General features: G+C 73.2%; 16 protein-coding genes. 6 read left to right on the plus strand and 10 right to left on the minus strand.

Going from position 1 to position 21,610, the window contains the following annotated elements; all coding sequences use genetic code 11:
- Nucleotides 1-43: 43 nt before the first annotated feature.
- The gene (locus WME95_RS13855) at nt 44-1,981 is read right to left on the minus strand and encodes a protein kinase domain-containing protein (protein ID WP_437552300.1); all 1,938 of its coding nucleotides are present in this window, start codon (nt 1,979-1,981) and stop codon (nt 44-46) included.
- A gap of 57 nt (nt 1,982-2,038) precedes the next feature.
- Nucleotides 2,039-2,527, minus strand: coding sequence for an SMI1/KNR4 family protein (locus WME95_RS13860; protein ID WP_437908871.1), 489 nt, complete (start codon nt 2,525-2,527; stop codon nt 2,039-2,041).
- Nucleotides 2,528-2,770: 243 nt separating this feature from the next.
- On the opposite strand from WME95_RS13860, the gene WME95_RS13865 reads away from it, so the two are divergent.
- Complete coding sequence (locus tag WME95_RS13865) at nt 2,771-3,586, plus strand: uracil phosphoribosyltransferase (protein WP_437908872.1); 816 nt, start codon at nt 2,771-2,773, stop codon at nt 3,584-3,586.
- 72 nt (nt 3,587-3,658) lie between these two features.
- Here WME95_RS13865 and WME95_RS13870 read toward each other — a convergent pair whose 3' ends face one another.
- Nucleotides 3,659-4,738, minus strand: coding sequence for a hypothetical protein (locus WME95_RS13870; protein ID WP_437908873.1), 1,080 nt, complete (start codon nt 4,736-4,738; stop codon nt 3,659-3,661).
- A gap of 10 nt (nt 4,739-4,748) precedes the next feature.
- Nucleotides 4,749-7,586 (minus strand): protein kinase domain-containing protein, encoded by a 2,838-nt coding sequence (locus WME95_RS13875; protein ID WP_437908874.1) that lies wholly within the window; start codon nt 7,584-7,586, stop codon nt 4,749-4,751.
- Between the two features lie 141 nt (nt 7,587-7,727).
- Between WME95_RS13875 and WME95_RS13880 the strand changes: the two genes are divergently transcribed.
- Nucleotides 7,728-9,290, plus strand: coding sequence for a hypothetical protein (locus tag WME95_RS13880; RefSeq protein ID WP_437908876.1), 1,563 nt, complete (start codon nt 7,728-7,730; stop codon nt 9,288-9,290).
- Between the two features lie 91 nt (nt 9,291-9,381).
- Here the strand turns inward: WME95_RS13880 and WME95_RS13885 are convergent, their stop codons facing one another.
- The 4 genes from WME95_RS13885 to WME95_RS13900 all read right to left on the minus strand — a co-directional run bounded on the left by WME95_RS13885 (nt 9,382) and on the right by WME95_RS13900 (nt 12,794).
- Nucleotides 9,382-10,569, minus strand: coding sequence for a CaiB/BaiF CoA transferase family protein (locus WME95_RS13885; RefSeq protein ID WP_437908878.1), 1,188 nt, complete (start codon nt 10,567-10,569; stop codon nt 9,382-9,384).
- 42 nt (nt 10,570-10,611) lie between these two features.
- Nucleotides 10,612-10,956: an SCP2 sterol-binding domain-containing protein gene (locus tag WME95_RS13890; protein WP_012235105.1), complete on the minus strand. Its 345-nt coding sequence runs from the start codon at nt 10,954-10,956 to the stop codon at nt 10,612-10,614.
- 199 nt (nt 10,957-11,155) lie between these two features.
- Nucleotides 11,156-12,313, minus strand: coding sequence for an IMP dehydrogenase (locus tag WME95_RS13895; protein ID WP_437908880.1), 1,158 nt, complete (start codon nt 12,311-12,313; stop codon nt 11,156-11,158).
- Nucleotides 12,314-12,470: 157 nt separating this feature from the next.
- Complete coding sequence (locus tag WME95_RS13900; protein WP_437910982.1) at nt 12,471-12,794, minus strand: biotin carboxylase N-terminal domain-containing protein; 324 nt, start codon at nt 12,792-12,794, stop codon at nt 12,471-12,473.
- Nucleotides 12,795-13,011: 217 nt separating this feature from the next.
- On the opposite strand from WME95_RS13900, the gene xseA reads away from it, so the two are divergent.
- Genes xseA through WME95_RS13915 form a run of 3 tightly spaced genes read left to right on the plus strand, consistent with a single transcriptional unit; the run spans nt 13,012 to nt 17,895 of the window.
- The gene (gene xseA, locus WME95_RS13905) at nt 13,012-14,736 is read left to right on the plus strand and encodes an exodeoxyribonuclease VII large subunit (protein WP_437908881.1); all 1,725 of its coding nucleotides are present in this window, start codon (nt 13,012-13,014) and stop codon (nt 14,734-14,736) included.
- A complete protein-coding gene (locus WME95_RS13910; RefSeq protein ID WP_437908883.1) occupies nt 14,723-15,709 on the plus strand; it encodes a shikimate dehydrogenase family protein in 987 nt (328 codons plus the stop codon). Before xseA ends, WME95_RS13910 begins: the two co-directional genes overlap by 14 nt.
- The gene (locus WME95_RS13915) at nt 15,706-17,895 is read left to right on the plus strand and encodes an amylo-alpha-1,6-glucosidase (RefSeq protein ID WP_437908885.1); all 2,190 of its coding nucleotides are present in this window, start codon (nt 15,706-15,708) and stop codon (nt 17,893-17,895) included. The genes WME95_RS13910 and WME95_RS13915 overlap by 4 nt, the downstream gene beginning before the upstream one ends.
- 34 nt (nt 17,896-17,929) lie before the next feature.
- Here the strand turns inward: WME95_RS13915 and WME95_RS13920 are convergent, their stop codons facing one another.
- Nucleotides 17,930-18,853 carry a DUF4123 domain-containing protein gene (locus WME95_RS13920; protein ID WP_437908887.1) on the minus strand — a complete coding sequence of 308 codons (924 nt, stop codon included), beginning with the start codon at nt 18,851-18,853 and terminating at the stop codon, nt 17,930-17,932.
- 242 nt (nt 18,854-19,095) lie between these two features.
- Nucleotides 19,096-20,694, minus strand: a complete 1,599-nt coding sequence (locus WME95_RS13925; RefSeq protein ID WP_437908889.1) for a lipopolysaccharide biosynthesis protein — start codon at nt 20,692-20,694, stop codon at nt 19,096-19,098.
- A gap of 57 nt (nt 20,695-20,751) precedes the next feature.
- Here WME95_RS13925 and WME95_RS13930 point away from each other — a divergent pair, with 57 nt between their 5' ends.
- Entirely contained in the window at nt 20,752-21,498 is a 747-nt protein-coding gene (locus WME95_RS13930; protein WP_437908891.1) for a class I SAM-dependent methyltransferase, read from the plus strand.
- Nucleotides 21,499-21,610 lie beyond the last annotated feature (112 nt).

The following is a 21,610-nucleotide window of genomic DNA, read 5'->3' on the forward strand; positions in this document are numbered from 1 at the left end:
GTCTCCTGTGCGGGTGACCGCCGCTCTGGAGCGGTCTAGCCCGTCACATCCTCGACAGCGTGCTGACGACGCGCGTGGCGGGGAGGGCGCTGAGGCCGACGCAGCTGACGACCTTGCCGCGCTCCACCACGAAGTTGCTCGTCGAGGGCTCGATCTTCGCGAACTCGACGCTCAGGCGGGCCCCGTCGAAGCTCGCGCGCAGGGGGTGGCCCTCCACCGCGCTACGGACGTCCTGGCAGGTGCCCCTGGAGCGGGCCGGATCGAACTTGCGCGACTCGGGGGCGATGAAGCGGAGCCGGTCCTCGACGGCGAACACCCCGGTCTCGCCGGGGATCTCGCGCAGCGAGAAGCGGGCCTCGCCCTCGGCATAGTCCTGCGGCGCGAACTGCTCCGGGCGGCGGACCCGGAACTCGAGCGACTCGCCGGCAAGGACGGCCTCGAGCTCGCGCCCGTTGCCGACCCACAGCCCGGTGAGGCCGGCGAGCGGCGACGGCTGCGGTTGCTCCGCGCTCGCCGCCGGGGTGGTGCTGCTCGCGCTGGCCGCCGGGCGCTGCTCCCTCGACGAGACGGCCCGCCGGCGACCATCGCGCGGCCTGTCGAGCACGCCCAGCCCGAGCAGCGCGGCGGCCCCGCCGAACATCACGAGGGCCCCGGCGCCGATCGCGAGCCACGAGCCGCGCGCGCGCTGTGGCCCCCGAGGCCCGCTCGCCAGCGGCGCGCCCGACGGCGACCGCAGCCCCTCGCGGACCTCGTCGACCGTCGTGGCCGCGGGCGGCGGCGGGCGGCTCGACGCGCCGAGCGGCGCGGCGGCCGCGGCCGGCGCAGGGTGGGCGATCGCGTCGAGCGCGGCGAGCAGCTCCTCGCAGCTGGCAAAGCGATCCGCCCGCTCCTTGGCGCACGCCTTCTGGAGGAAGGCGTCGAGCGCCGGAGGGACGTCGTGACGCACGGCGCTGACCAGGGGGAGCGGCACCTCCGCGTGCTGCCGCATGATCTCGATGTCGCTCTCGGCGTCGAACGGCACCTGCCCCACCAGCATCTCGTAGAGCACGACGCCCAGCGCGTAGATGTCCACCCGCTTGTCGAGGTCGCGGCGCCCGAGGACCTGCTCCGGCGACATGTAATAGAGCGAGCCGATGATCCCCTTGGTCAGCCCGCGCCCCGCGAGCGCGTCCGCCTCGGCCTTGGCGATGCCGAAGTCGGTGACCTTCGCGACGCCGTCCTTGCCGCGGATGAGCACGTTCGCCGGCTTGAGATCGCGGTGGATCACCCCCTCGCGGTGCGCGGCCGCGATGCCGGAGGCGATCTGGCCGAAGATCGAGAGCGCCTCGGGCAGGGGCATCCGCCGGCGCTCCTCGGCGTACCTGGCGAGCGTCTGCTCCAGGCTCTCGCCGTCGATGTACTGCATGACGAGCCAGAGGTCGTCTCGCTCCGCCACCACCGCCTTCAGGTGGACGACGTTCGGATGATCGATCTGCGCGAGCGCGCGGCCCTCGGCGAGCGTCCTCGCGCGCACGTCCGGCCGGTGCCCGAGCTCCTGGCGCACCGCCTTCAGCACCACGTGCAGGCCGGTGTGGACGTCCCGAGCGAGATAGACGACGCCCATGCCGCCCTCGCCGAGCACCCGCTCGACCACGTACTTCTGATCGACGAGCGTCCCCGCCGGCAGGTGGCCGCCCGGCGCGCGCCGCGGCAGCGAGCCCGCCAGCGGCGCGGGGACGACGTGAGGCGCGTGGACGTTCGCCGCGGGCCCGTTCGCGCCGCCGGCCGCGAGGGCCGAGAGGCTTGCCCTGTGCGCCGGATCCTCGGGCACCAGCGCGCCCAGCAGCGGCTGCCCAGGGACGGTCGTCCGCGGGCCGGGCGCAGGAGGCGCCGAGGCCGCCGCGCCGACGCCCGCCTCGTTCGCGGTCAGCGACGCGCCGCACGCCACACAGAACCGGGCGGAGCCCGGGTTCTCGGCGTTGCATACGAGGCACCTGGCCATGGCGCGGTCAGCTCGATCCGCGGCGCGCCCGGTGAGCAGCGCGCCGTGGAGGTTACGTCAGGTCCAGTGGCCCGCGCGGAGCGCCGCGGAGTCGATGGTCTTGATCTTCGGCGCGAGCGCCTCGCGGAAGATGGCCTCATCGTCGTCGTCGAGGCCGCTCTCTCCGAAGCCGGACGCGACCTCCATCGAGGTAGCGAGGATGCGCAGGAACTGCTGGAAGCTCGACGCACAGAGCTCCGGCTTGAGCGACTCGGTCCCCGTCATACAGGTGAACACGGGGCAGTCCCCCTCGGCGTCGAGCTTCGAGATGTCGAGGAAATAGGGATCTCCCAGCAGGGCGCTGCGAGCGATGAGGATCCAGCTCTTGCGCCAGCCCGGGAGGGAGCTGTCGCCGCCGTTCGCTAGCTGCTCGGCCGCGAGCTTCTCGGAGGGGATGAGGCGTACACGCTCGACCGGGGTCACCGTCTCGACGTCGAGCGGGTCGGCCTCCTGCAGGAAAGCGCGGTACCTCGCGGGCACCCGCAGCGTCTTGCGCAGCTCTTCCACCGCCGCTGGAGCCGCCTTTCCGAACCTCGCAGGGATGCCTCTTCGGACAAAGGCATCCTTGAGCGCCGCAACCGACTCGGCAAGGTCGCTATCCACCGAACATCCCTTCCTTTGCAAGTCCACCGGGACAGCCCGCTGGGCGGGCGCCCTCATCGCTTCGAAACCACTCCGCTCCCGGGGAGAGCACCGGCGCGCACCCGGAGGAATACCCCGCGCCGGGCCAGGTAGTGTAACAGAAAAACGATGGTCGACGTTGCGTACGCTGAGAGTCGATTCCGGCCCCCCGAAATCGGCCACCGGTACGGTCCGGGCGTGCACCTGCTCGATGACCCGCTCGCATGGACTCTGCTGGCTCGAGCCTGCTCCCCGGAGACGGTCCAGCCCGACGTCGGGCGCCTCGTCGGCGTTCTCTACCAGAACCTGGCGCGCGCGGTCCTCGCCGCCGAGCTGGGGCGCGCGCGCGTCGATATCCCGACCCGGATGATCTCCTCCCACCCGGAGGCCGTGTATCGCGGCGCCGCGCTGTCGCGCGCGACCAAGGCCGTCACCGTGGGCATCGCGCGCGCCGGGACGATGCCTTCCCAGGTGGTCTACGAGCTCTTGAACGAGGTCCTCGACCCCGCGCTGGTCCGGCAGGATCACCTGTTCATGAGCCGGCAGACGAACGAGCAGGGCGAGGTCGTCGGCGCGACCTGGCACGACGCCAAGATCGGCCGCGACGTCGAGGGGCGCCACGTGCTCTTCCCCGACCCGATGGGCGCCACCGGCTCGTCCATGGTCAGCGCCATGACGTACTACAAGACCGCGCTCGAGGGGCGGCCGGCCAAGTGCATCGCCATGCACCTCATCGTCACGCCCGAGTACATCCGCCGCGTCACCGAGGCCCACCCGGACGCGATCATCTACGCGCTCCGGCTCGATCGCGGGCTCTCGCCGGCGCGCGTCCTCAAGACCGAGCCGGGCACGCACTGGGACGAGGAGCGCGGCCTGAACAGCATCCAGTACATCGTCCCGGGCGCCGGCGGCGTCGGCGAGATCCTCAACAACGCCTGGCTGTGAGCGCGAGGGCCTCCCCGCGGCGGCGCCCCGCGCCGACGCCGTGGCCGGCGCGGCCACCGCGCACGCCCGCTGTCAGCGGCCGCGCTTCGAGCGGCGGTTGTGGCCGGCGGCGAGCGCGCGGTAGTCGATGTCTGCGTGCGGCCGGTTCACGGCGGGGCGCAGATCGCTGCAGAGCCGGGTGAGCTCCGCGACCATCGCGCCGAGATCGCTCGCGCCCGCGGCCCTGCGCTGCGCGAGCTCGCCGTAGGCGGCCGCGAGGGACGCGATGCCCTTGCCGGAGACGTGCCCGCGGCGCGACAGATCGACGTAGCTCCGCGCGAGCGCGACGCTGTCGAAGTTGTGGGCGACGACCAGCGACTGCGCGACGCGGAGCACCGCGTGCGCCGCGATCCGGCCGTCCTCGTGGAGGACGAACGCCGCCTGAAGGTAGTTGTAGAAGGGGACGACCCGGTCGCCGAAGATCCGGAAATCCGAGGGCGAGGACTGGCGGTCGAGGTGGATCAGGATGCGCTCGACGACGGGGCCCTTCTCGACATAGCTCGCGAACCGGATCGCCTCGACGATGGTGTCGTCGTACGCGTGCCCGAGCCGCATCACCTCGCCGAGCTCCAGCGGGGTGACCCGGCCCTCGCAGACGTCCGCGTACAGCGAGTAGACGAACGCGTCGGCCTCCGCGTCGTCCCCGAGCAGCACCTCGCGGATCAGCGCGCCGCTCGGGTCGCGCTGATCCGCGAGCTCGCAGCGCCGCTGGAGCAGCGCGGGCAGCTTGTAGCCGAGCTGCCCGCGCAGCGCGCGGAAGCGCAGCCGGAGGATGTTCTGCAGGTTGGGCTTCAGCGTGAGCGACGCCCAGCGCGCGCCGTCGAGCCGCAGCTTCTGCTCGATGCGGGAGCGGAGCTGCTCCGGGCTGCCCGAGAGGATGTGGGTCTCGACGCCCGCGCGGCCGAGCTCGCGCAGGAGCGACCCCGCGCCCGGCACGGTGCGCTTCTGATCCGGCCGCTCGATCGCGGTCCGCACGAGGTCGCGCAGCGTGTCGAAGTCGGTCCGGAGGTAGGTCTTGTCGAGGTCCCACCGCGCGATGAACGGCGCGCGCGGCGGCGATGCCGCTGCGTTCGCCGGCGATCCGGGCCCTCGCGATCGTTCCTCGTCGTTCACCGTCTCTCGCTCAGCGCGCCATCCACTCGCGCCGCATCTTGTCGAGCGACTGCACCACGTCGCTGTCGGCGCCCTGCCGGGCGAGGTCCATCGCCTCGCGGAGGTACATCGACGCCTCGCCCGTGCGCTCGCGCTGGTGCGCCACGTGCGCGAGCGCGCCCAGGACGAGCGCGCGATCAGGCCCGCCTGGGCCGGCGAGGTCGAGCGCCTCGCGCAGCACGCCGTCGGCGTCGGTCAGATCTCCGGCGCGCGCGAGCGCCTCGCCGAGCTTCCGGCTGAAGATCAGGACGGCGCGCACCGGATCGTCGAGCTCGCCCCGGAAGATCTCCCGCCGCGCCAGATCGAGGCCGCGGCGCAGCGCGAGCACGCTGCCGGCGCTGTCCCCGCGCGCGGCGGAGCGGTCCGCCGCCTGCTCGAGGAGCATCAGCGCGACGAACGCGTTCTGCGCGTGGTAGGCGTGGATCGCCTGCACCTCGAGCGGCAGCGCGAGCGGGTCGCCCGCGCTGTCGAACGTCGCCTTGGCGTGCAGATCGCGCCGGACGCCGGCCGGGATCGTCGCGAGCGTCACGTCGCGGAGCAGCGGGTGCGCCGTGCGGATGCCGCTCGAGTGCTCCTCCATCATGCCCGCCGCCGCGAGCTTGCCGAGCAGGTCGTCGAAGGCGCGGATGTCCGGCAGCAGGCGCTGCAGCGTGGCCCGGTCCGCCGCGTCGCCGATGACGGCGAGCGCCTGCAGCGTGCGGCGCGCGTCCTGCGGCAGCCGCTCGATCCGCGCGGCGACGAGGTCGGCCATCCGCGCGGGCGGATCGCTGCCCCCCTCGAGCGTGTAGCGGACCAGCTGGTCGATGTAGAGCGGCGGCACCGTGGCGGCCTCGCCGCCGAGGACGGCCGGGCTCGCCGCGCTCGGCGGCAGGGCCAGCGGGGTTTGATCGGCGGCGCCGTCCGACGGGTCGCGCCGCGGCGACAGCCGCAGGCCGCCCATGCTCGGCGGCGTCTTGCGGGCGGCGCGGTGGTCCAGGCCCACGCTGCTGCGGAGGAGCGAGAGCGCGATGTCCTTCGGGAGGCCGCCGAGCGCGCGCACGGCGCCGCCCCACTCGGGCTCGAAGCCCGGCGTGTGGCTGGCGACGATGAGCAGCGCCGCGAGCGGCGGCTCCGCGATCACGTCGGCGAACGCGTTCCGGCTCGCGCCGTCGACGGCGTGCAGGTCGTCGATCGCGAGCAGGACCCGGTGCGGGAAGGCGGTCTGCTGCGCGCGAGAGAGCGCCCAGCGCAGGGCCTCCGCGGCGATGAAGCGGCGATCGTCGGGCGAGAGGCCCCCCGCCGTCGGCTTGTTCCAGGCGTGCCTGCGCACGTCGCTCCCGCGCTCGCCCTTGCCGAAGATCTCGAGCAGCCCGCGCCGCGCCTCCGGCGTCGCGCCGCTCCAGTTCGACGCGTTGCCGCCGTCGGGCGGGAGCTCGGCGAGCCCGGCGATCGCCCAGCGGAGCGCGTAGTAGCCGACCTCCGCGCCCCACGGGTCCGGGCCGGTCTGGATGACGATGTCGCCCCGGCTCGCGGCGACGTCGAGGAACTCGCGGAGGAGCCGGGTCTTGCCGACGCCGTGCTCGCCGACGATGCGCGCGGCGACGACCGAGCCCTCGACGTCGGCGAGGCAGGTGTCGAGCCACGCGAGGTCGTCCTCGCGCGCCGCGAACGGGAGCGGGAGCGTGGGGGCCGAGGGGGCGCGATCGCGCCGGGCGGCCTGGGGCGCCGCGCGCGGTGCAGGGGCGGGCGAGTGCGCCTGCGCGATCCTGGCGCCGCACTCGCCGCAGAACTTCTGGCCGCGCGGCACGATGGCCCGGCACGAGCCGCAGATGACCGTCGCGTCGGCGAACGAGAAGCGCCCCGAGGGGGTGTCGAACGTCCCGAGCGCCGCGCGCAGCGCCGCCGCGAACTCGTCCGCCGACTGGTAGCGCCGCGCGGCGTCCTTCTCGAGCGCCCGGAGCGTGACCTCCACGAGCGGCTCGGGGATCTCGCGCTCCGGCGCGAGCAGGGCGGGATCGGGCGGCGGCAAGGAGAGGTGCATGAGCACCACCTGCGTCGGCGATTCCGCCTCGAACGGGAGCCGGCCGGTCAGCAGCTGGAACAGGATGACGCCGCACGCGTAGAGGTCGCTCCGCGCGTCGATCGGATCGCCGCGCCCCTGCTCGGGGGCCATGTAGTCCGGGGTCCCGCAGACGATGCCCGGGCTCGTGATGTTCGTGGTCGCGACCTCCCCCTTCAGCTTCGCGAGGCCGAAGTCGACGACCTTCACGAAGTCGCCGCCCGAGCGCATCGGCTCGAGCACGATGTTCTCGGGCTTGAGATCGCGGTGGATGATGCCGAGGTGGTGCGCCTCGGCGAGCGCCGCGAGCACCTGGCAGAGGATGTCGACGATGCGGCGGAACGGGAGCGGGCCGTCCTCGTAGACGACGCGGGCGAGGTCGCGCCCGCGCAGGAACTCCATGACGAGGTAGAGCTGCCCGCCGTTCTTACCGAAGTCGATGACCCCGACCGAGTTCGGGTGGTTGAGGCGGCTCGCGGCGCGCGCCTCGGTGATGAACCGGACCGAAGCGCTCTCGTCGCCGAGCAGGTGGGGATGGATGATCTTGACGGCCACGGTGCGCCCCAGGGCCTTCTGCTCGGCCCTGTACACGCGGCCCATGCCGCCCACCCCGACGAGCTCCAGGATCACGTAGTTGCCCGGGAGCGTCGTCCCGATCAGCGGATCGTCGGACGTCCGGTTGAACTCCGAGATCGGGAAGCCGCACACCGGGCAGAATTTGTGCGCCTGCTCGCACGGATTCGCGCATTGCGGGCAGACCACTGTGGACACGCGCGGGACCTTACCACGTTCGCGATAACGATTGGAGTCGAGGTCTCCCTCGGCCCGCGGGGGCGCCGTCTGGAGGGGGCGGGGGGGCTCGTCCAGCCGTCTGTTAGGTCCTGGATCCTTCTTGGGGTAACCTCGGGCGCGATGGTTACGCCTCGCCTACGTCTCGGTCAGCTCCTGGTCGACGCGCGGATGATCACCCAGGACGCCCTCGAGAGGACCCTGGAGCAGCAGCGTACGGATGGCCGGCGGCTGGGGACGCTCCTTGTCGAGCAAGGGCTCATCAACGAGACCCAGCTGACGCAGATCCTGTCGCACCAGCTCGCTGTCCCCTGGGTGTCGCTCCTGCACATCGAGTTCTCGCGGCAGCTGCTCAACCTCGTCCCGCACGACGTGGCCGAGCGTTACTGCCTCGTCCCGATCTACGTTCGCCACGTCCGCAACCAGGGCGAGACGCTGTACGTCGCGATGGACGATCCGACGAACGAGGACGGCATGAAGGAGTGCATGGCGTTCTCCGGTCTGCCCGTGCGCGCGATGATCGCTCCGCCGAGCGACATCCGGAACGCGATCCGGGTCTATTACGGAGCGCGCGCCCGCTCGGCGCCGCCGCCCGCGCCCGCGGCGAAGCAGGCCCAGGTGAGCGAGCCGCAGTCGCGGGCGCGCCCCGCCGACCCGCCGCCTTCGTCCGAGCTCTCCGGAGCGCCCGAGACCGCGCGCCACGCGGAGGACACGCCGCTGACGCCATCGACGCCGGAGCCCTTGCTGCTCACCAGGCCCGCGATGCGATCCGGGGCGCGGCTGGTCGAGGACGCGGGGCCGGCGATCGAGACCTCCGACGTCGACCCCTCCGACGTGGGCGTCATGGATGACGAGCTGGCGTGGGAAGCGCCTCGCCCCGTGGCCAAGGAAGTCCGCAGCTCCCCGGAGGAGCGGCAGATCCGCGGCCGACCGGACGAGCGCTCGCGGCCGACGTTGAAGGTCGCGCCGACGCCGGAGTTGCTCGCGGCGGCGCAGGCAGCACGATCCGCGCAGCCCGCGCAACCTGCGCAGCCAGCGCAGGCGCAGTTCACGCAGGCGGCGCAGGCGCAGTCCACGCAGGCGCAGGCAGCGCAGCCGGAGCGCCGGAAGACGATGCGCCCGAGCTCCGCGCCGGGGCCCGTCTCGGCGTCCGCCGGCGACGCGGCGCCGAGCATGGACGGGGCGCCAACGTCGAGCACGCCAGCCGCGGCCCTCCTCGGCGCGGTGCTCGGACGCGCCAGCGTTGCGGCGCGCACCATCCCGGAGAGCGTGCCCGACTACGGCGACGAGCCCCCGAGCGAGCGCGAGGTGCGCAACATCCCCGCGCCGCAAGGCCGCGGTCGCCGGCGGATGGTCTCGCTCACCCTGCTCGACGGGACGACGATCACGCTCCCCGCGCGCGGGTCCAAATCGCAGCAGCAGCAACCGCAGCAGCGGAAAGAAGCCCCGTCCCCCCGCGCCACCGCGCAGTCGGAGCCGCCTCCGCCTCCCACGGCGGACGACTCGGGCCTCACCGCGCGCGATCTGGTTTCCGCGCTGCGCGCGGTGTCGCACGGCGCCGACGCGAGCGAGATCCTCGGCAACAACGTGCGCTGGGAGGCGATGTTCGCCGCGCTCCTGTCGCTGATGCTGAAGAAGCACCTCATCGCCGACTGGGAGTTCGTCGACGAGCTGAAGAAGATCTGACGCGAAGCAGGAGCTCGGTCGCCGCTGCCGGCGCGCCGCGCGCGTCTTCGACGTGGCACGTGGCACGTGGCGCGCTCGCGAACGGCGGCCGTCAGCGCGCCTCCTGCGCCGCGCCAGCGCGGATCAGCGCGTCGATGTCCCCTTCCGAGAAGCCCGCGTCGCGGAGCACGGCGCGCGTGTGCTCGCCGGCGCGAGGCGCCGGCGCGAACGCGACGCCCGTCGGCGTGACCGGCGTCCTCAGCTGGGGGATCCGGCCGCGTGGCGAGGCGATCTCGAACAGGAGATCGCGCGAGGCGAGGTGGGGATCCGCCGCGGCGCTGCGCGGATCGAGGACCGGCTCGAAGCAGCAGTCGCGCTCGGCGGCGAAGGTCTCCCACTCGGCGCGCGTCCGCTCCCGAACGACGGCGGCCAGCTTGCGCTTGAGCTCGGCCTGGTGCGGCCCGGGGACGAGCGCGCTCGGGTCGGGATCGAGCCCGGCGCCCTCGCAGAACGAGGCCCAGAACTTCGGCTCCAGCGCGGCGAGGGCCATCGCGTGCCCGTCCTTCGAGAGGTAGGTGTTGTACAGCGCGAGCCCGCCGGTGAGCGGCTCGCCGCCCGCCCCGCGCGCTGTCTCCCTGGCCGCTTCGTCGCCGCTCGCGAGCGCGGCGGCGAGCGTGGGAAGGGCGAAGCCGAGCACGCCGTCGGTCATGGCGATGTCGAGCACCGCGCCCTGCCCGGTCCGCTCCCGCTCACGCAGCGCGGCGAGGATGGCGATCACGCACCACATCCCGCCGCTCATGTCGGCGACCTGGAAGCCTGGTACCTGCGGCGGCCCCTCGGCGGGCCCCTGCGCGCCGAGGATCCCCGCGCGCGCGATGTAGTTCAGATCGTGCCCCGCGCGCGCCGCCAGGGTGCCCGTCTGACCGTAGCCGGTCAGCGCGCAGACGATGAGCCGCGGGTTGTCCGCGCGCAGCGCCGCGTGACCGAGCCCGAGCCGATCGAGCACCCCCGGGCGGAACTGGTCGAAGAGCACGTCGTAGCTGGCGACGAGCCGGCGGAAGGCGTCGCGCCCCTCAGGCGTCTTCAGGTCGAGCAGGGCGCCGCGCTTGCCGCGGTTCAAGAGCTGGAACGCCGCGGACTCTCCGGCGACCTGCGGGGGGAGCTGGCGCAGGAAGTCCCCGCCGGCGACGTCCTCGATCTTGTCCACCGTGGCGCCGAGATCCGCGAGCACGAGGGTCGCGAAGGGGCCTGGCAAGAGCCTCGAAAGATCGAGGACGCGCGTGTCGGTGAGGGGGCGCACGGCGGCGCAGGTGGGCTCGCCCTGTCTCTGCCGGCGCCCGGATCAGCCCGCGTTGAGCTGGAACAGCTTCGGGAGCTTCATCGCGAGCATCTGGTTGCCCGTGACCTTCAGCTTGCCCGCGAAGAAGAGCTGCATCGAGTTGGCCTGCGGGTTCTCGTGCAGCTTCTGGAAATCCTCGCTGCTGAGCGAGATCGTGACATCCGCGTTGCCAGGGTTGCCCGAGGAGAGCTTGGGCCCGCTGTCGGACAGGTCGATCAGCCACTCGCCGCCGCCCTCGCCCGTCACGTTGATCTGGTACTTCCCGCCGATCTGCTTGGCCGCGTCCGAATGCTTCACCAGCGCAGCGGGCAGCTCCTCGTTGAACAGTTTCTGGATATCGACGGCCATGGATCGCCTCCGGATGTCGTATGGGACGTGGTGACTCGAAATCGCCTGGATACCGAGCGCGGTTTACCCGTGCCCGCGCGCGGGAGTCAAGCGAAGCACGACGCCCGCGCGCTGTCTCCTCGCTCTGTCAGGGCAGCCCTGGCGCGCCGTCTCGTCGACCCATCAGGACAACCCTGGCGCTGGGTTCACGGTGGATGCGTCATGCGCGCGCGCGCGGCGCCTGCGCTGCGGGCCGGGGCGTCTTGTCCAGCGCGGAGCGGATCGGGACCATCAGCAGGCGATCGATGGCGACGCGCTGATCGGCGGGCGGCGGGCTCTCCGGTATGCCCTGCATCAGCCGGAGGTCGCGGAGCGCGCCGCGATCGAGCGGGCCGAGCGATGCCCCCAGCCCGTCGAGCGGAGGCGTCATCGCGGGGAGCAGACAGACGAGGGAGATCTCGTTGGTACCCTGGCGTACCCACGTTCCCTGGTACACCGCGATCGCCTGCCCGAGCGCCTCCTGGAACACGAACGCGCGCCACTCGAGCGGCGCCGTCAGATCGAAGACGCGGCCGCCGGCGCGGAGCTCCCGGCTGTCGAGGCCGAGGGCGGCGCCGCGCGCGTCGGTCAGGAGGAAGCGATCGAGGCACCCAGGAGAGCGCAGCGTGAGCTCCTCGAGGAGCGCGGCGAGCGCCGCGGGGCTGAGCGAGATCGGCTCGCCGTCCGGGCCGATCGCCTCGAGCCCGACCTCGTCGGAGCCCACGACGGACGCGTGGTCGAGCAGCGAGGCGAAGGTGCGCCGCGAGGGGCCGTCGAAGCCGGCCCCGATGGAGGACATCCCGGCGCTGGAGCTGAGCAGAGCGACGATACGATCCCGGCGCGGCGTCGCGAGGAGCGTGACGCCGAACCGCTCGCGGGTGGTGAGCAGCACGTGCGGAGCAGCGCTGCCCTGGCTTCGAAGGAGCAGCTGATCGCCCTCGAGGCTCAGCCCGCGCCGGCTCACCTGCGGAGGGGGCACGAGCTGGCGCCGTCTCCGCGCGAGCAGCGCGACCGCCGCCGTCACGAGGGCGACCGGCAACAGCGCACGGAATATCAGGCCGCGCGCGGTCACGACCAGCACGAGCGCGGCCAGGAAGAGCGGGATCGCCCAGCGCCGCCGGGGGTCCGTGCCCCTCGCCGGCGTCACGTCGGGAGCGGTCGCGTCGAACCACCGGGCTCGTGGGAAAGGCGTCACGGCGGCGTCGCTCGCCGGCTCGCCCGCGCGCTGCGTCGCCGGCCTGCCTGTCGCAGAGGGAGGCTCGTGGGCTCGGACCTCGATCGACGGGAGCATCGCGACGGACCCAAGCGGGTCCTTCTGGCCCTTCGCCTCGCGTCCCATCGCACCTCCACCCCGGCCGAAAGTTGGCGGTAGAATAGCATTGACCGAGGCCGGAGCGAGGGGACTTTGGGACAACGCGCTGCGTAGGGTGCTGCGCGTTGTTGAAGGCCCGCTCTGTTACAACTGCTTACGACCGGTTACGACCGGTTACGACCGGTTACGACCTGCCGATGACGTCCCCGGCGGGTCGCGGATGGCGCGCGCTGCGACGTGTCACGTCGCGTGGCGACCCCTCCTCGGCGACGAGGAACCCGACGAAGTCCGCTCGCATGCTTCCTCGTACTCGCGGTTTTCCGTACCCGAGATGGATAGCGCCCGCCCCGGAACGCCTGGTGACGCGGCGGATCCGGTCGAAGCGGAGGTAGCTCTCGGCCATAGACGCGGGGCCGATGGCGTACGACGCGCTCGCGAGGCGGACATGGAGGTTGTCGCCGCCTGCGTCGCTGTAGACAGCGATGCCCTGGAGGCCGGCCTCATGCAGCGATCGGAGGACTCACACGGCGATCTCGCCGCGGTCAGGGAAGAGGACCTTGCGGATCACGAGCCGGCCCTCTCACGCGAAATCGCCTCCGCGAACGGCTCGTCGCTCCGCCGCTCCGCGCCGAGCCTCGCCGCGCGCCCGACGGCGGGCTCGCCTGACGCGGGATCAGGCCCGCGAGAGTCTTTCCACAGGCCGAGCAAAAGGGTACGTCTGCCCTGTGCAGCGCCGCGATATCCCGCCCGAGCTCTCGTTCGCGGCCCTTCCCGTCGCCGAGCCTCGCGAGCTCACGGGCCCGCCGCCCTCGCGCCGCCAGCGGGGCGCCGAGCCGGAGGTGGTCTCGGTCGCGGAGCTGGATCGCCGGCTGAAGCGGATCCTCGAGGGGTCGACCGCGGACGTACGCGTCGAGGGCGAGATCTCGGGCCTGCGCGTCGTGGGCAGCGGCCACGCCTACTTCACGCTCAAGGACGAGAGCGAAGAGGCGGCCATCGACTGCGTGATGTACAGGACCGCGGCGCCGCGCGCGCGGAAGCTGCTCGCCGACGGCGCGCGCGTCGTGCTCACGGGCCGCGCCACGGTCTACGTGCCTCGGGGCCGGCTCCAGTTCTCCGCGGACGACGCGCGCCTCGCCGGCCGCGGCGCGCTCCTGGAGGCGCTCTTCCGCCTCAAGGAGAAGCTCGCCGCCGAGGGGCTCTTCGCGCCGGAGCGCAAGCGCAAGCTGCCCGTCGATCCGCAGATCATCGGCGTCGTCACGAGCGGCGACGGCGCGGCGATCCACGACATCGTGACCGTCGCGTTCCGCCGCGGCGGCGCGCGGCTGATCCTGGCGCGCACGCCGGTGCAGGGCGCCGGCGCCGGGCAGCGGATCGTGCGCGCGATCGCGCTGCTCGAGGAGTTCCCGGGCATCGAGGTGATCATCGTGGGGCGCGGGGGCGGCTCGGCCGACGACCTCAGCGCGTTCAACGAGGAGATCGTCGTCCGGAAGGTCGCGGCCGCGCGCGTGCCGATCGTGAGCGCCGTCGGGCACGAGATCGACGTCGCGCTGACCGACCTCGCCGCCGACGCGCGCGCCGCCACGCCCTCGCAGGCTGCAGAGATGCTCGTCGCGGACGCGGCCGCGCGCCGCGCGGCGCTGGAGCACCTCGAGGCCCGCATGCGCCGCGCGATAGCCCACCGGCTCCGGGGCGCTCGGGCCGATCTCGACCGGCAGCGCGCCCGGCTCGGCTCGCCCGCGCAGATCCTGGCGGAGCCCCAGCAGCGCATCGACGACGCCATGGCGAGGCTCCGGCGCCGCATGGAACGCATCCTCGTCGAGGACCGCGCCGCGCTCCAGCGCTCCGAGCGGAGGCTCGCCGCGCGCCACCCGCGCGCGGTGCTCGCGGGCGCCCGCGGGGCGCTCAGGCCGCTGTCGGTGCGCCTCTCCGCCGCCGCGCACCGCCACGTCGCCCTCCTGCGGGAGGGCTTCGCGGGCGACGTGGCCCGGCTCGAGGCGATGTCGCCGCTCCGCGTGCTCGCGCGCGGTTACGCCATCGCGACGGACGCGTCGGGGCGCGCGGTCCGCGATCACCGCGAGGTCGCGCCGGGCGATCCGATCGCGGTGCGCGTGCACCACGGCGCGCTGCTCGCGCGGGTCGTCGTCACCGCAGGTCCGGACGAGCCGCTCGTCGAGGGCCACGCGCACGCGCCGGCAGCGGCGGCAGCGGCGGCAGCGGCGGCGCCCGCGCCGCCTTCGCGCCAGGGCGGCGGTCCGCGCGCCGCGTCCGGCCGCGCGCCGAGGCGCAAGAGGACGCAGCCCGGCGCGCCCGCGTGCGAGCAGCTCGGGCTCGGCTTCGCGGCCGAGGAGCACGCCCCGACCCTCGGTCGCGCGGGCGCCGCCGGCCAGGTCTCGGTGGGGCAGGGCGGCGCGGAGGCCGGCCCTGAGGAGAGGCACCATGTCGAACGCTGAGCGGCGAATGTTCGGTCTCGTGGGGCACCCGGTGGGCCACTCGGTCTCGCCGGCGATGCACTCGGCCGCGTTTCGGGCGCACCACCTGCCGCACATCTACAGCGCGTTCGACGTGCCCACCGGCGCGGAGCTCGCGCGCTTCGTCAGCGACATCCGGAGCGGCCTTATCTCCGGCGCGAACGTCACGATCCCGCACAAGCGCGCGATCATGTCGATGGTCGACGACGTGGACGCGAGCGCGGCCGACGTCGGCGCCGCGAACGTCCTCTGCGCGACGGAGGCGCGGCGCGTGACGGCGTACAACACCGACGTGGTCGCGCTCCGCGACGAGCTCGCGCTGCTCCTGGGATCCGCCCCGCCCCGCGGGGACGATCCGGAGGGGCCGTACGGCGCGCGCTCGAGCCCGCGCCAGCGCGCGGTGATCATCGGCGCGGGCGGCGCGGCGTTCGCGGCGATCGCCGCGTGCAAGCTGCTCGGCTATCACCTCATCAGCGTGACCACCCGCTCGTGGACCGGCACCGAGGCGATGCTCGAGTCGCCCGCGGGGCAGCGCGCGTCCGAGCTCGGCGCGCTCACCGCGCCCTGGCCGATCCCGACCGACAGGTCGATCAGCAGCAAGTCCTCCGTGGCGCTGCGGCTCAACTGGAGCGAGTTCACCGTCGCTGCCGACCTGATCATCCAGGCCACGAGCGCCGGCATGCTCGGGGGGCCGCCCGGGGAGGAGGTCACGGGCATCATCCCGTGGGACGCGCTCTCGCCGAGCGTGTGCCTCTACGACCTCGTCTACAACCCCCCGGTGACGCCCTTCCTCCGGACGGCGCGCGAGAGAGGGCTCCGCGCCGCAGGCGGGCTCGGGATGCTGGTCGGCCAGGCGGCGCAGTCCTTCACGCTCTGGACCGGCCTCCCGGCGCCGGTCGAGGTGATGCGCGCCGCCGCCGAGGATTCGCTCAGGAAGGCAACCGGCGGTCGATGAGCTCGGACGGATCCCGACGGAATTTTCCGACCCACGACGCGCTCTCGTCCACGCCCGCGGCGCCCCGCGGGCAGGGCGCCGCGCTCGAGCACGCCTCGCCGTGGCCGCACGTCGAGGTGCGGGGCCAGCTCGCGATCGCGCGCAAGGAGTGGCTGCACACGAACGGCGCGGGGGCCTACGCGAGCTCGACGATCGCCTGCATGCACACCCGCCGCTACCACGGCCTGCTCGTCGCGGCCCTCGACCCTCCGCGGCGCCGGCACGTCATGCTCTCGCACGTCGACGCCTGCGTCCGCCCGGTCCGGCAGCAGGGCGCGCCGTCCGAGCGCCGCGCCTCGTGGCCGCGGTGGGACCTCGCCAAGCACCAGTTCCCGGGCATCGATCCGGAGAGCAGCTCGTTCTACCTCGAGCGCTTCGATCAGGATCCGCTCCCGCGCTGGGCGTACGCCGTCCCGGGCGGCGAGCTAGAGGTGACGCTCGGCCTCGTGCGCGGCGAGAACGCCGCCGTCCTCCGCTATGCCTGGAGCGGGGCGGATCCGGTGATGCTGACGCTGCGCCCGCTCCTCGCCGCTCGCCACATCCACCAGCTGCTCCGCGAGAACGGCGGGATCTCCCAGAAGGTCGAGCTGCGCGCAGGGGCGGCGCGCGGCGAGCCCGGCTCGGGGCGCGACCGCCCCGTGATGGGCGAGGTCCGGGTGCAGCCGAACCGCGCGCTGCCGAGGATCTGCTTCCGCTACCAGGGCACGTTCGTCGGCTCGCAGGACTGGTGGCGACGCTTCGAGTACCTCGGCGAGCAGGATCGCGGCCTCGACTTCCTCGAGGATCTCTGGACGCCGGGCCATTTCGAGACGGTGATCGGCGCCGAGCCCGTTCACCTGCTCGTGGCGGTGGGCGCGCTGCCCGACGACGAGCCGGAGAACCTCCTCGCGGCGGCGAGCGCGGCGATCCGCGCCGAGGACCCGGGGCCCCGGCGCCCGCTGCTGGAGCGGAAGCTCTCCATCGCGGCCGAGGCGTTCCGCGCCGACGCGGCCGCGCGGCCCAGCGTCATCGCGGGCTACCCCTGGTTCGAGGTGTGGGGCCGCGACGCGCTCATCTCCCTGCCCGGCCTCTACCTCGTGCCGCGCAAGACCGAGGCCGCGATCCGCGTCCTCCGCGCGATGATCGACGCGATGCAGGACGGCCTCGTGCCGAACCGGCTCCCCGACGCGGGCGAGCCGGCGGATTACCAAGCGGCCGACGCGACCCTCTGGCTGTTCGAGGCGGCTCGCCTGCTCGCGGACGTGGTCGGCGACACGCACCCGTTCGTGGCGGGCGAGCTGCTCGGCGCGCTCCGCGACGCCTTCGAGGCCGCCGTGCGCGGGACCCGGAACGGGATCCACATCACGGCCGACGGCCTCTTCGCCGCCGGGCGCCCGGGCGAGGGCGCCGTCGACGGGCTCACGTGGATGGACGCGCGCGTCGCGGGCCGCGCGGTGACCCCGCGCGCCGGTTGCCCGGTCGAGCTCACGGCGCTGTGGGCGAAGGGCTCGGAGACGCTCGCGCGCCTCGCGCGGGCCGCCGGCGACGCCCGCCTCGCGGGGCGGGCGGAGGCGGCCGCGAGCGCGGCGCGCCGGGGCTTCGCCGCCCGCTTCTGGTGCGAGGACACCGGCTACCCGTACGACGTCATCTCGGAGCACGCGGCGGGGGAGGGCGCGTTCCGCGACGCGTCGATCCGCCCCAACGCGCTGATCGCCGTCGCCGTGGATCCCGCCTGCTTCACGCCGGAGCGGGCCGCGTCGCTGCTCGATCGGGTCCGCCTGGAGCTCGTGACCCCCGCCGGCGTGCGCACGCTCTCGCCGGCCGATCCGGCCTACGCGCCCCGGTACCAGGGAGGCCCCGAGGCGCGCGACAGCGCCTACCACCAGGGCACGGCCTGGCCGTTCCTGCTCGGGTTCTACGCGCGCGCCGCCCGGCGCTTCTCCACGCTCGGCGAGCACGTGATCCCGCTGCTGCACCGGCTCGCTGCCTCCGCGGCCGCGAACGAGATCACGCTCGGCCAGGTGCCCGAGGTCGCCTCCGGCGAGCCGCCGCACCACCCTGGTGGCAGCTTCGCGCAGGCCTTCAGCGTGGCGGAGCTCCTGCGCATCATCGCCTGGGATCTCCCTGCGCCGGAGCCAGGTGGCCCCGCCGGCGCGCCGCCGCGCTGATCCACGCTGGCCCGCGCCGCGCCGGCGCGGGCCGTCAGCCTTCGCGTTCCAGCGCCGATTCCTCGCGCAGCGCCTTGCCGCCTCGGGCGGTGAAGCGCAGCAGCTTCCCCGGATCCTCGGCCTCCATGGCGAAGGCCTCGACCTGCTCGAACAGCGCCTCGAGCTTTCGCGGACCACACGTGGGCAGGAAGCCACGGAGTACCCGTGGATCGTAGAACCGGAAATACTGCTGCTTGCCTGTTCTGCTCTCGACCAGGAGAAATCTGTGGAGGTGCTTCCGCACGTCGCTGAACGGGCGGTCGCTCGTCAGGAAGACGCCCCAGCAGTCGCCCCAGCCGCCGTCGACCAGGGCGTCGAGCAGCCTGGACCCGTGCGGGAGGCGCACCAGCGTGGGGCCGACGTCGGCGAGGATCTCGCCCTGGAAGCCGGTATAGAGCGAGGCGCTCTGCTCGCCCGCCTCGCCGAGCAGCAGCCGGATGCGCGGGTCCCGGGCGGCGTCGACCACGGCGAAGAGGGGCGAGCGCTCCTGCCGGAGCCGCGCCCGCGCCGACGCAGCGAACGGCGCCCCCGTCGCGCGCGCCGCGGTCCTCCGCGTGCGGCGCGAGGGCGGGGCGGGCTCGGTCGGCGCGCAGCGGCGGTTCGCCTCGCGGTGCATCACCGCGAACAGGGTCGCCCCCGCGCGGATCTCGTCGCCGTCACGGAGCGACACCTCGCGCGCCCGCTCGCGGTTGACCTGCGTCCCGTTGCGGCTGCCCAGATCGCGGAGCAGGTAGCTGCCGTCGATCTGCTCCACCGAGAAATGCAGGGCAGAGAGCTCACCGTCGCTCGTGATCGAGAGATCCGATTCAGGCGCGCGGCCAACGAGCAATGGACGGTCGCCAGGGATGCGGGCGCTCTGCCCGGCCAGGGGGCCGGAGATGACCCGGAGGACGAACCCTGCTTCCTGGTCTTCGCTCATGGTCGTCTCCATCGCACAAGGCGCCGATGAGGCCGGCAACTAAGCGTAGAACACCGATCGGCGGGAAATCCACACGAAGGCGGGAGCCACGCGATGGACGATCGGAAGACTATCAAGCATTTCCCGCGTTCCAGGCGAGGCCTTCCAGCCGAGCCGCGCTTTGAAGCGGCATGCGCGGATTCCGCGTCCGCAGCCCTCGTGTCGCCGCCCGAGACAGCGAGGGTGCGACGCGCGCGGACGCATCAGCCGTGGCGGCCGCGCAGCGGCTCGAGGCGGAGCCAGCGCGCGACGAACGCCCGGTCCTCGGGGGCGAGCAGGCCGGTGATCCGAGCGGCCACGAGGTAGAGCCCCGTATAGAGCGGGGCGCCGAGCGCGAGGCAGAGGGCGGGGCGCCTGTCGGCCGCGCCCGTGAGCAGGAACGCGGCGAGCGGCGCGGCGGCCACGATCGCGGTGGCCGCGACGCGCCCGTAGTGGCCCCACGGGAAGACGCCGCGGAGGCCGACGCCGGAGAAGCGCGCGATGCAGACCACGGTCGAGGTGATCACGACCACCTGGGTCAGGACGGCCGAGAGCGGCGCGCCGACCATCCCGATCGTGGGCAGGAGGGCCAGGTTCGCCGCGGCGTTGAACACCATCGACAGCACCTGGATACGCAAGATCATCGACGTCTTTCCGAACGCCATCAGCGGGATCGCGTACGCCGTCACGCGCAGCGGCAGGAGCGCGGAGTAGATGCGAAACGGGACGGCGGCGCCGGCGTAGGCGTCGCCGTAGATGGTGCGCATGAGCGGCTCGGCGAGGAGGAGGAGGAACGCCGCGATCGGGAGCATGATCAGCGTCGTCTTGCGGATGCCCGAGTGCCACAGGTCGATCGCCGCCCTCGCGCCCTCCGCGGGCGTCCGCCCGTTCTCGACGCGGGCGACGAGGTCGGGGAGCATCGTCGAGGCGACGGAGTAGGCGAGGACGCTGACGAGCGGGAGCTCCTGCGCGCCGACGGCGAACTCCGCGTAGAGCCCCGCGCTGAAGAAGAGGCCGATGACGAACTTGTCGAGCTTCTGGTTGAAGAGGCCGGCGAAGCGCGTCACCGAGAGCGGGAACGCGTAGGCGAGCTGCGCCTTGACGCCGCCCGGGAACGGAGCCGCGGCGACGTCCTGGAACAGCCGCGCATAGAGCCGGTACGAGAGCCAGAGCCGGAGGGCCTGGGCCGCGCACTGGGCGGCCAAGATCCAGGCGATCGAGCACCCGAACGCCGCAGGGACGATCGCGCCCGCGGCGTTCGAGAGCGTGACGACCAGCGCGACGCCCGCGGACTTGCGGTGGTTGTTCGTGGCGATGAAGAGCGGGCCGAAGACGCTCGCCGGGTAGGCGATCATGCTCATGAGGCCGATGAGCAGGAGGAGCTGCGTGACGCCCTCGCGGCCGTCGAGGAAGACGCTGGGGACCAGGGCGAAGGCCGAGAACGCGAGCGCGGAGAGCGCTCCGAGGCCGAGCAAGAGCAGCATGCTCTGCCGCACCAGCCCACGGAGCTCGGCGCGGGTCACCTTCGGCGCAAAGTAGAGGAACGACTCCGGCAGGTAGAGCTGCGCGAGATCGCGCCCCGTCATGAACAGCATCGTCGAGAACGCGAGCGTGCCGTATTCGGCCTTGCCGAGCAGGCGCACGACGAGGACACCCTGCACGAGGATGATGAGGGTGCTCACGAACTGCCCTCCGACGATCATCCCGATCCGGTCGGCGAGCGACGTCCCCTGCGCCTCGGCGGGCGCCGGCGCCTCCCGGGCGGCCTGCGGCGCGCTCGACGGCGCGCCTGGATCCACCCGGGCCGGCTGCTGGTGCTGCATGGCGGCTCGGTAGCACATCCTTGCCTGCGCGGCGGCCGCCGTGGCATGCGTGCCGCGATGCCTGATCAACTTCTCCAGGACCGGGAGGGCGGCGGCTTCGAGCGGGATCTCGAGGCGATCAACCGATACTACGCCGAGCGCTTCTTGCCGGCGAACCCCTGGGCGAGCCTGCTCAATACGTACCCGTACCTCGTCGCGCGCCAGCGGCAGCGCCGTATGCGCGACGCGCTCGTCGCGTGCGGCGTGCGCACGCCCGAGGCGCTGCGCGAGATGTCGGTGCTCGACGTGGGCTGCGGAGCGGGCTCCAACCTGGCGTGGCTGGTCGAGCTGGGCGCGGACCCCTCGCGCCTCACCGGCATCGATCTCGTCGCGCAGCGCACCGACGTCGCGCGATCGCGCTTCGCCGGCATCCGCTTCATGGCGGGCGATTTCCTGAAGGCCGATGTCGGCGGGCCGTTCGACATGGTGATGATGCTCGCCGTGCTGTCGTCGGTGACCAACGCAGAGCTCAAGCGGCGCCTCATGGACAAGGCGATCGCCCAGCTCAAGCCTGGCGGCATCTTCTTCTTCTACGACGTGATCTCGCGGCGCCACGTGCCCGGGACGCCCGAGTACCAGCGCCTCACGTTCGCGGAGCTCGAGGGGTACGTCGCCCCACGAAAGCTGCGCTACTTCCGCAAAGATCTCCTGAGCCGCGGCGTCGCGGAGCGGCTCCTGCCGCGCGTGGGCGTGACCGTGACCGAGCTCGTCCAGGCGACCCGGCTGTTCAACATCGACGGGACCTTTGCCTATATGCGCGGCTGATCCACCGGAACGAGGGGTGGGGCAGCGCTCCGCGGCGGAGGTCCGGCTGGCCCCGGGCGCGCGGCGCGCCGGGGGCGCCACGGCAAAGTGGCGAGCCGTGACGTGGCACCTC

The organism is Sorangium sp. So ce327 (assembly GCF_051530205.1).
Classification (GTDB): domain Bacteria; phylum Myxococcota_A; class Polyangia; order Polyangiales; family Polyangiaceae; genus Sorangium; species Sorangium cellulosum_B.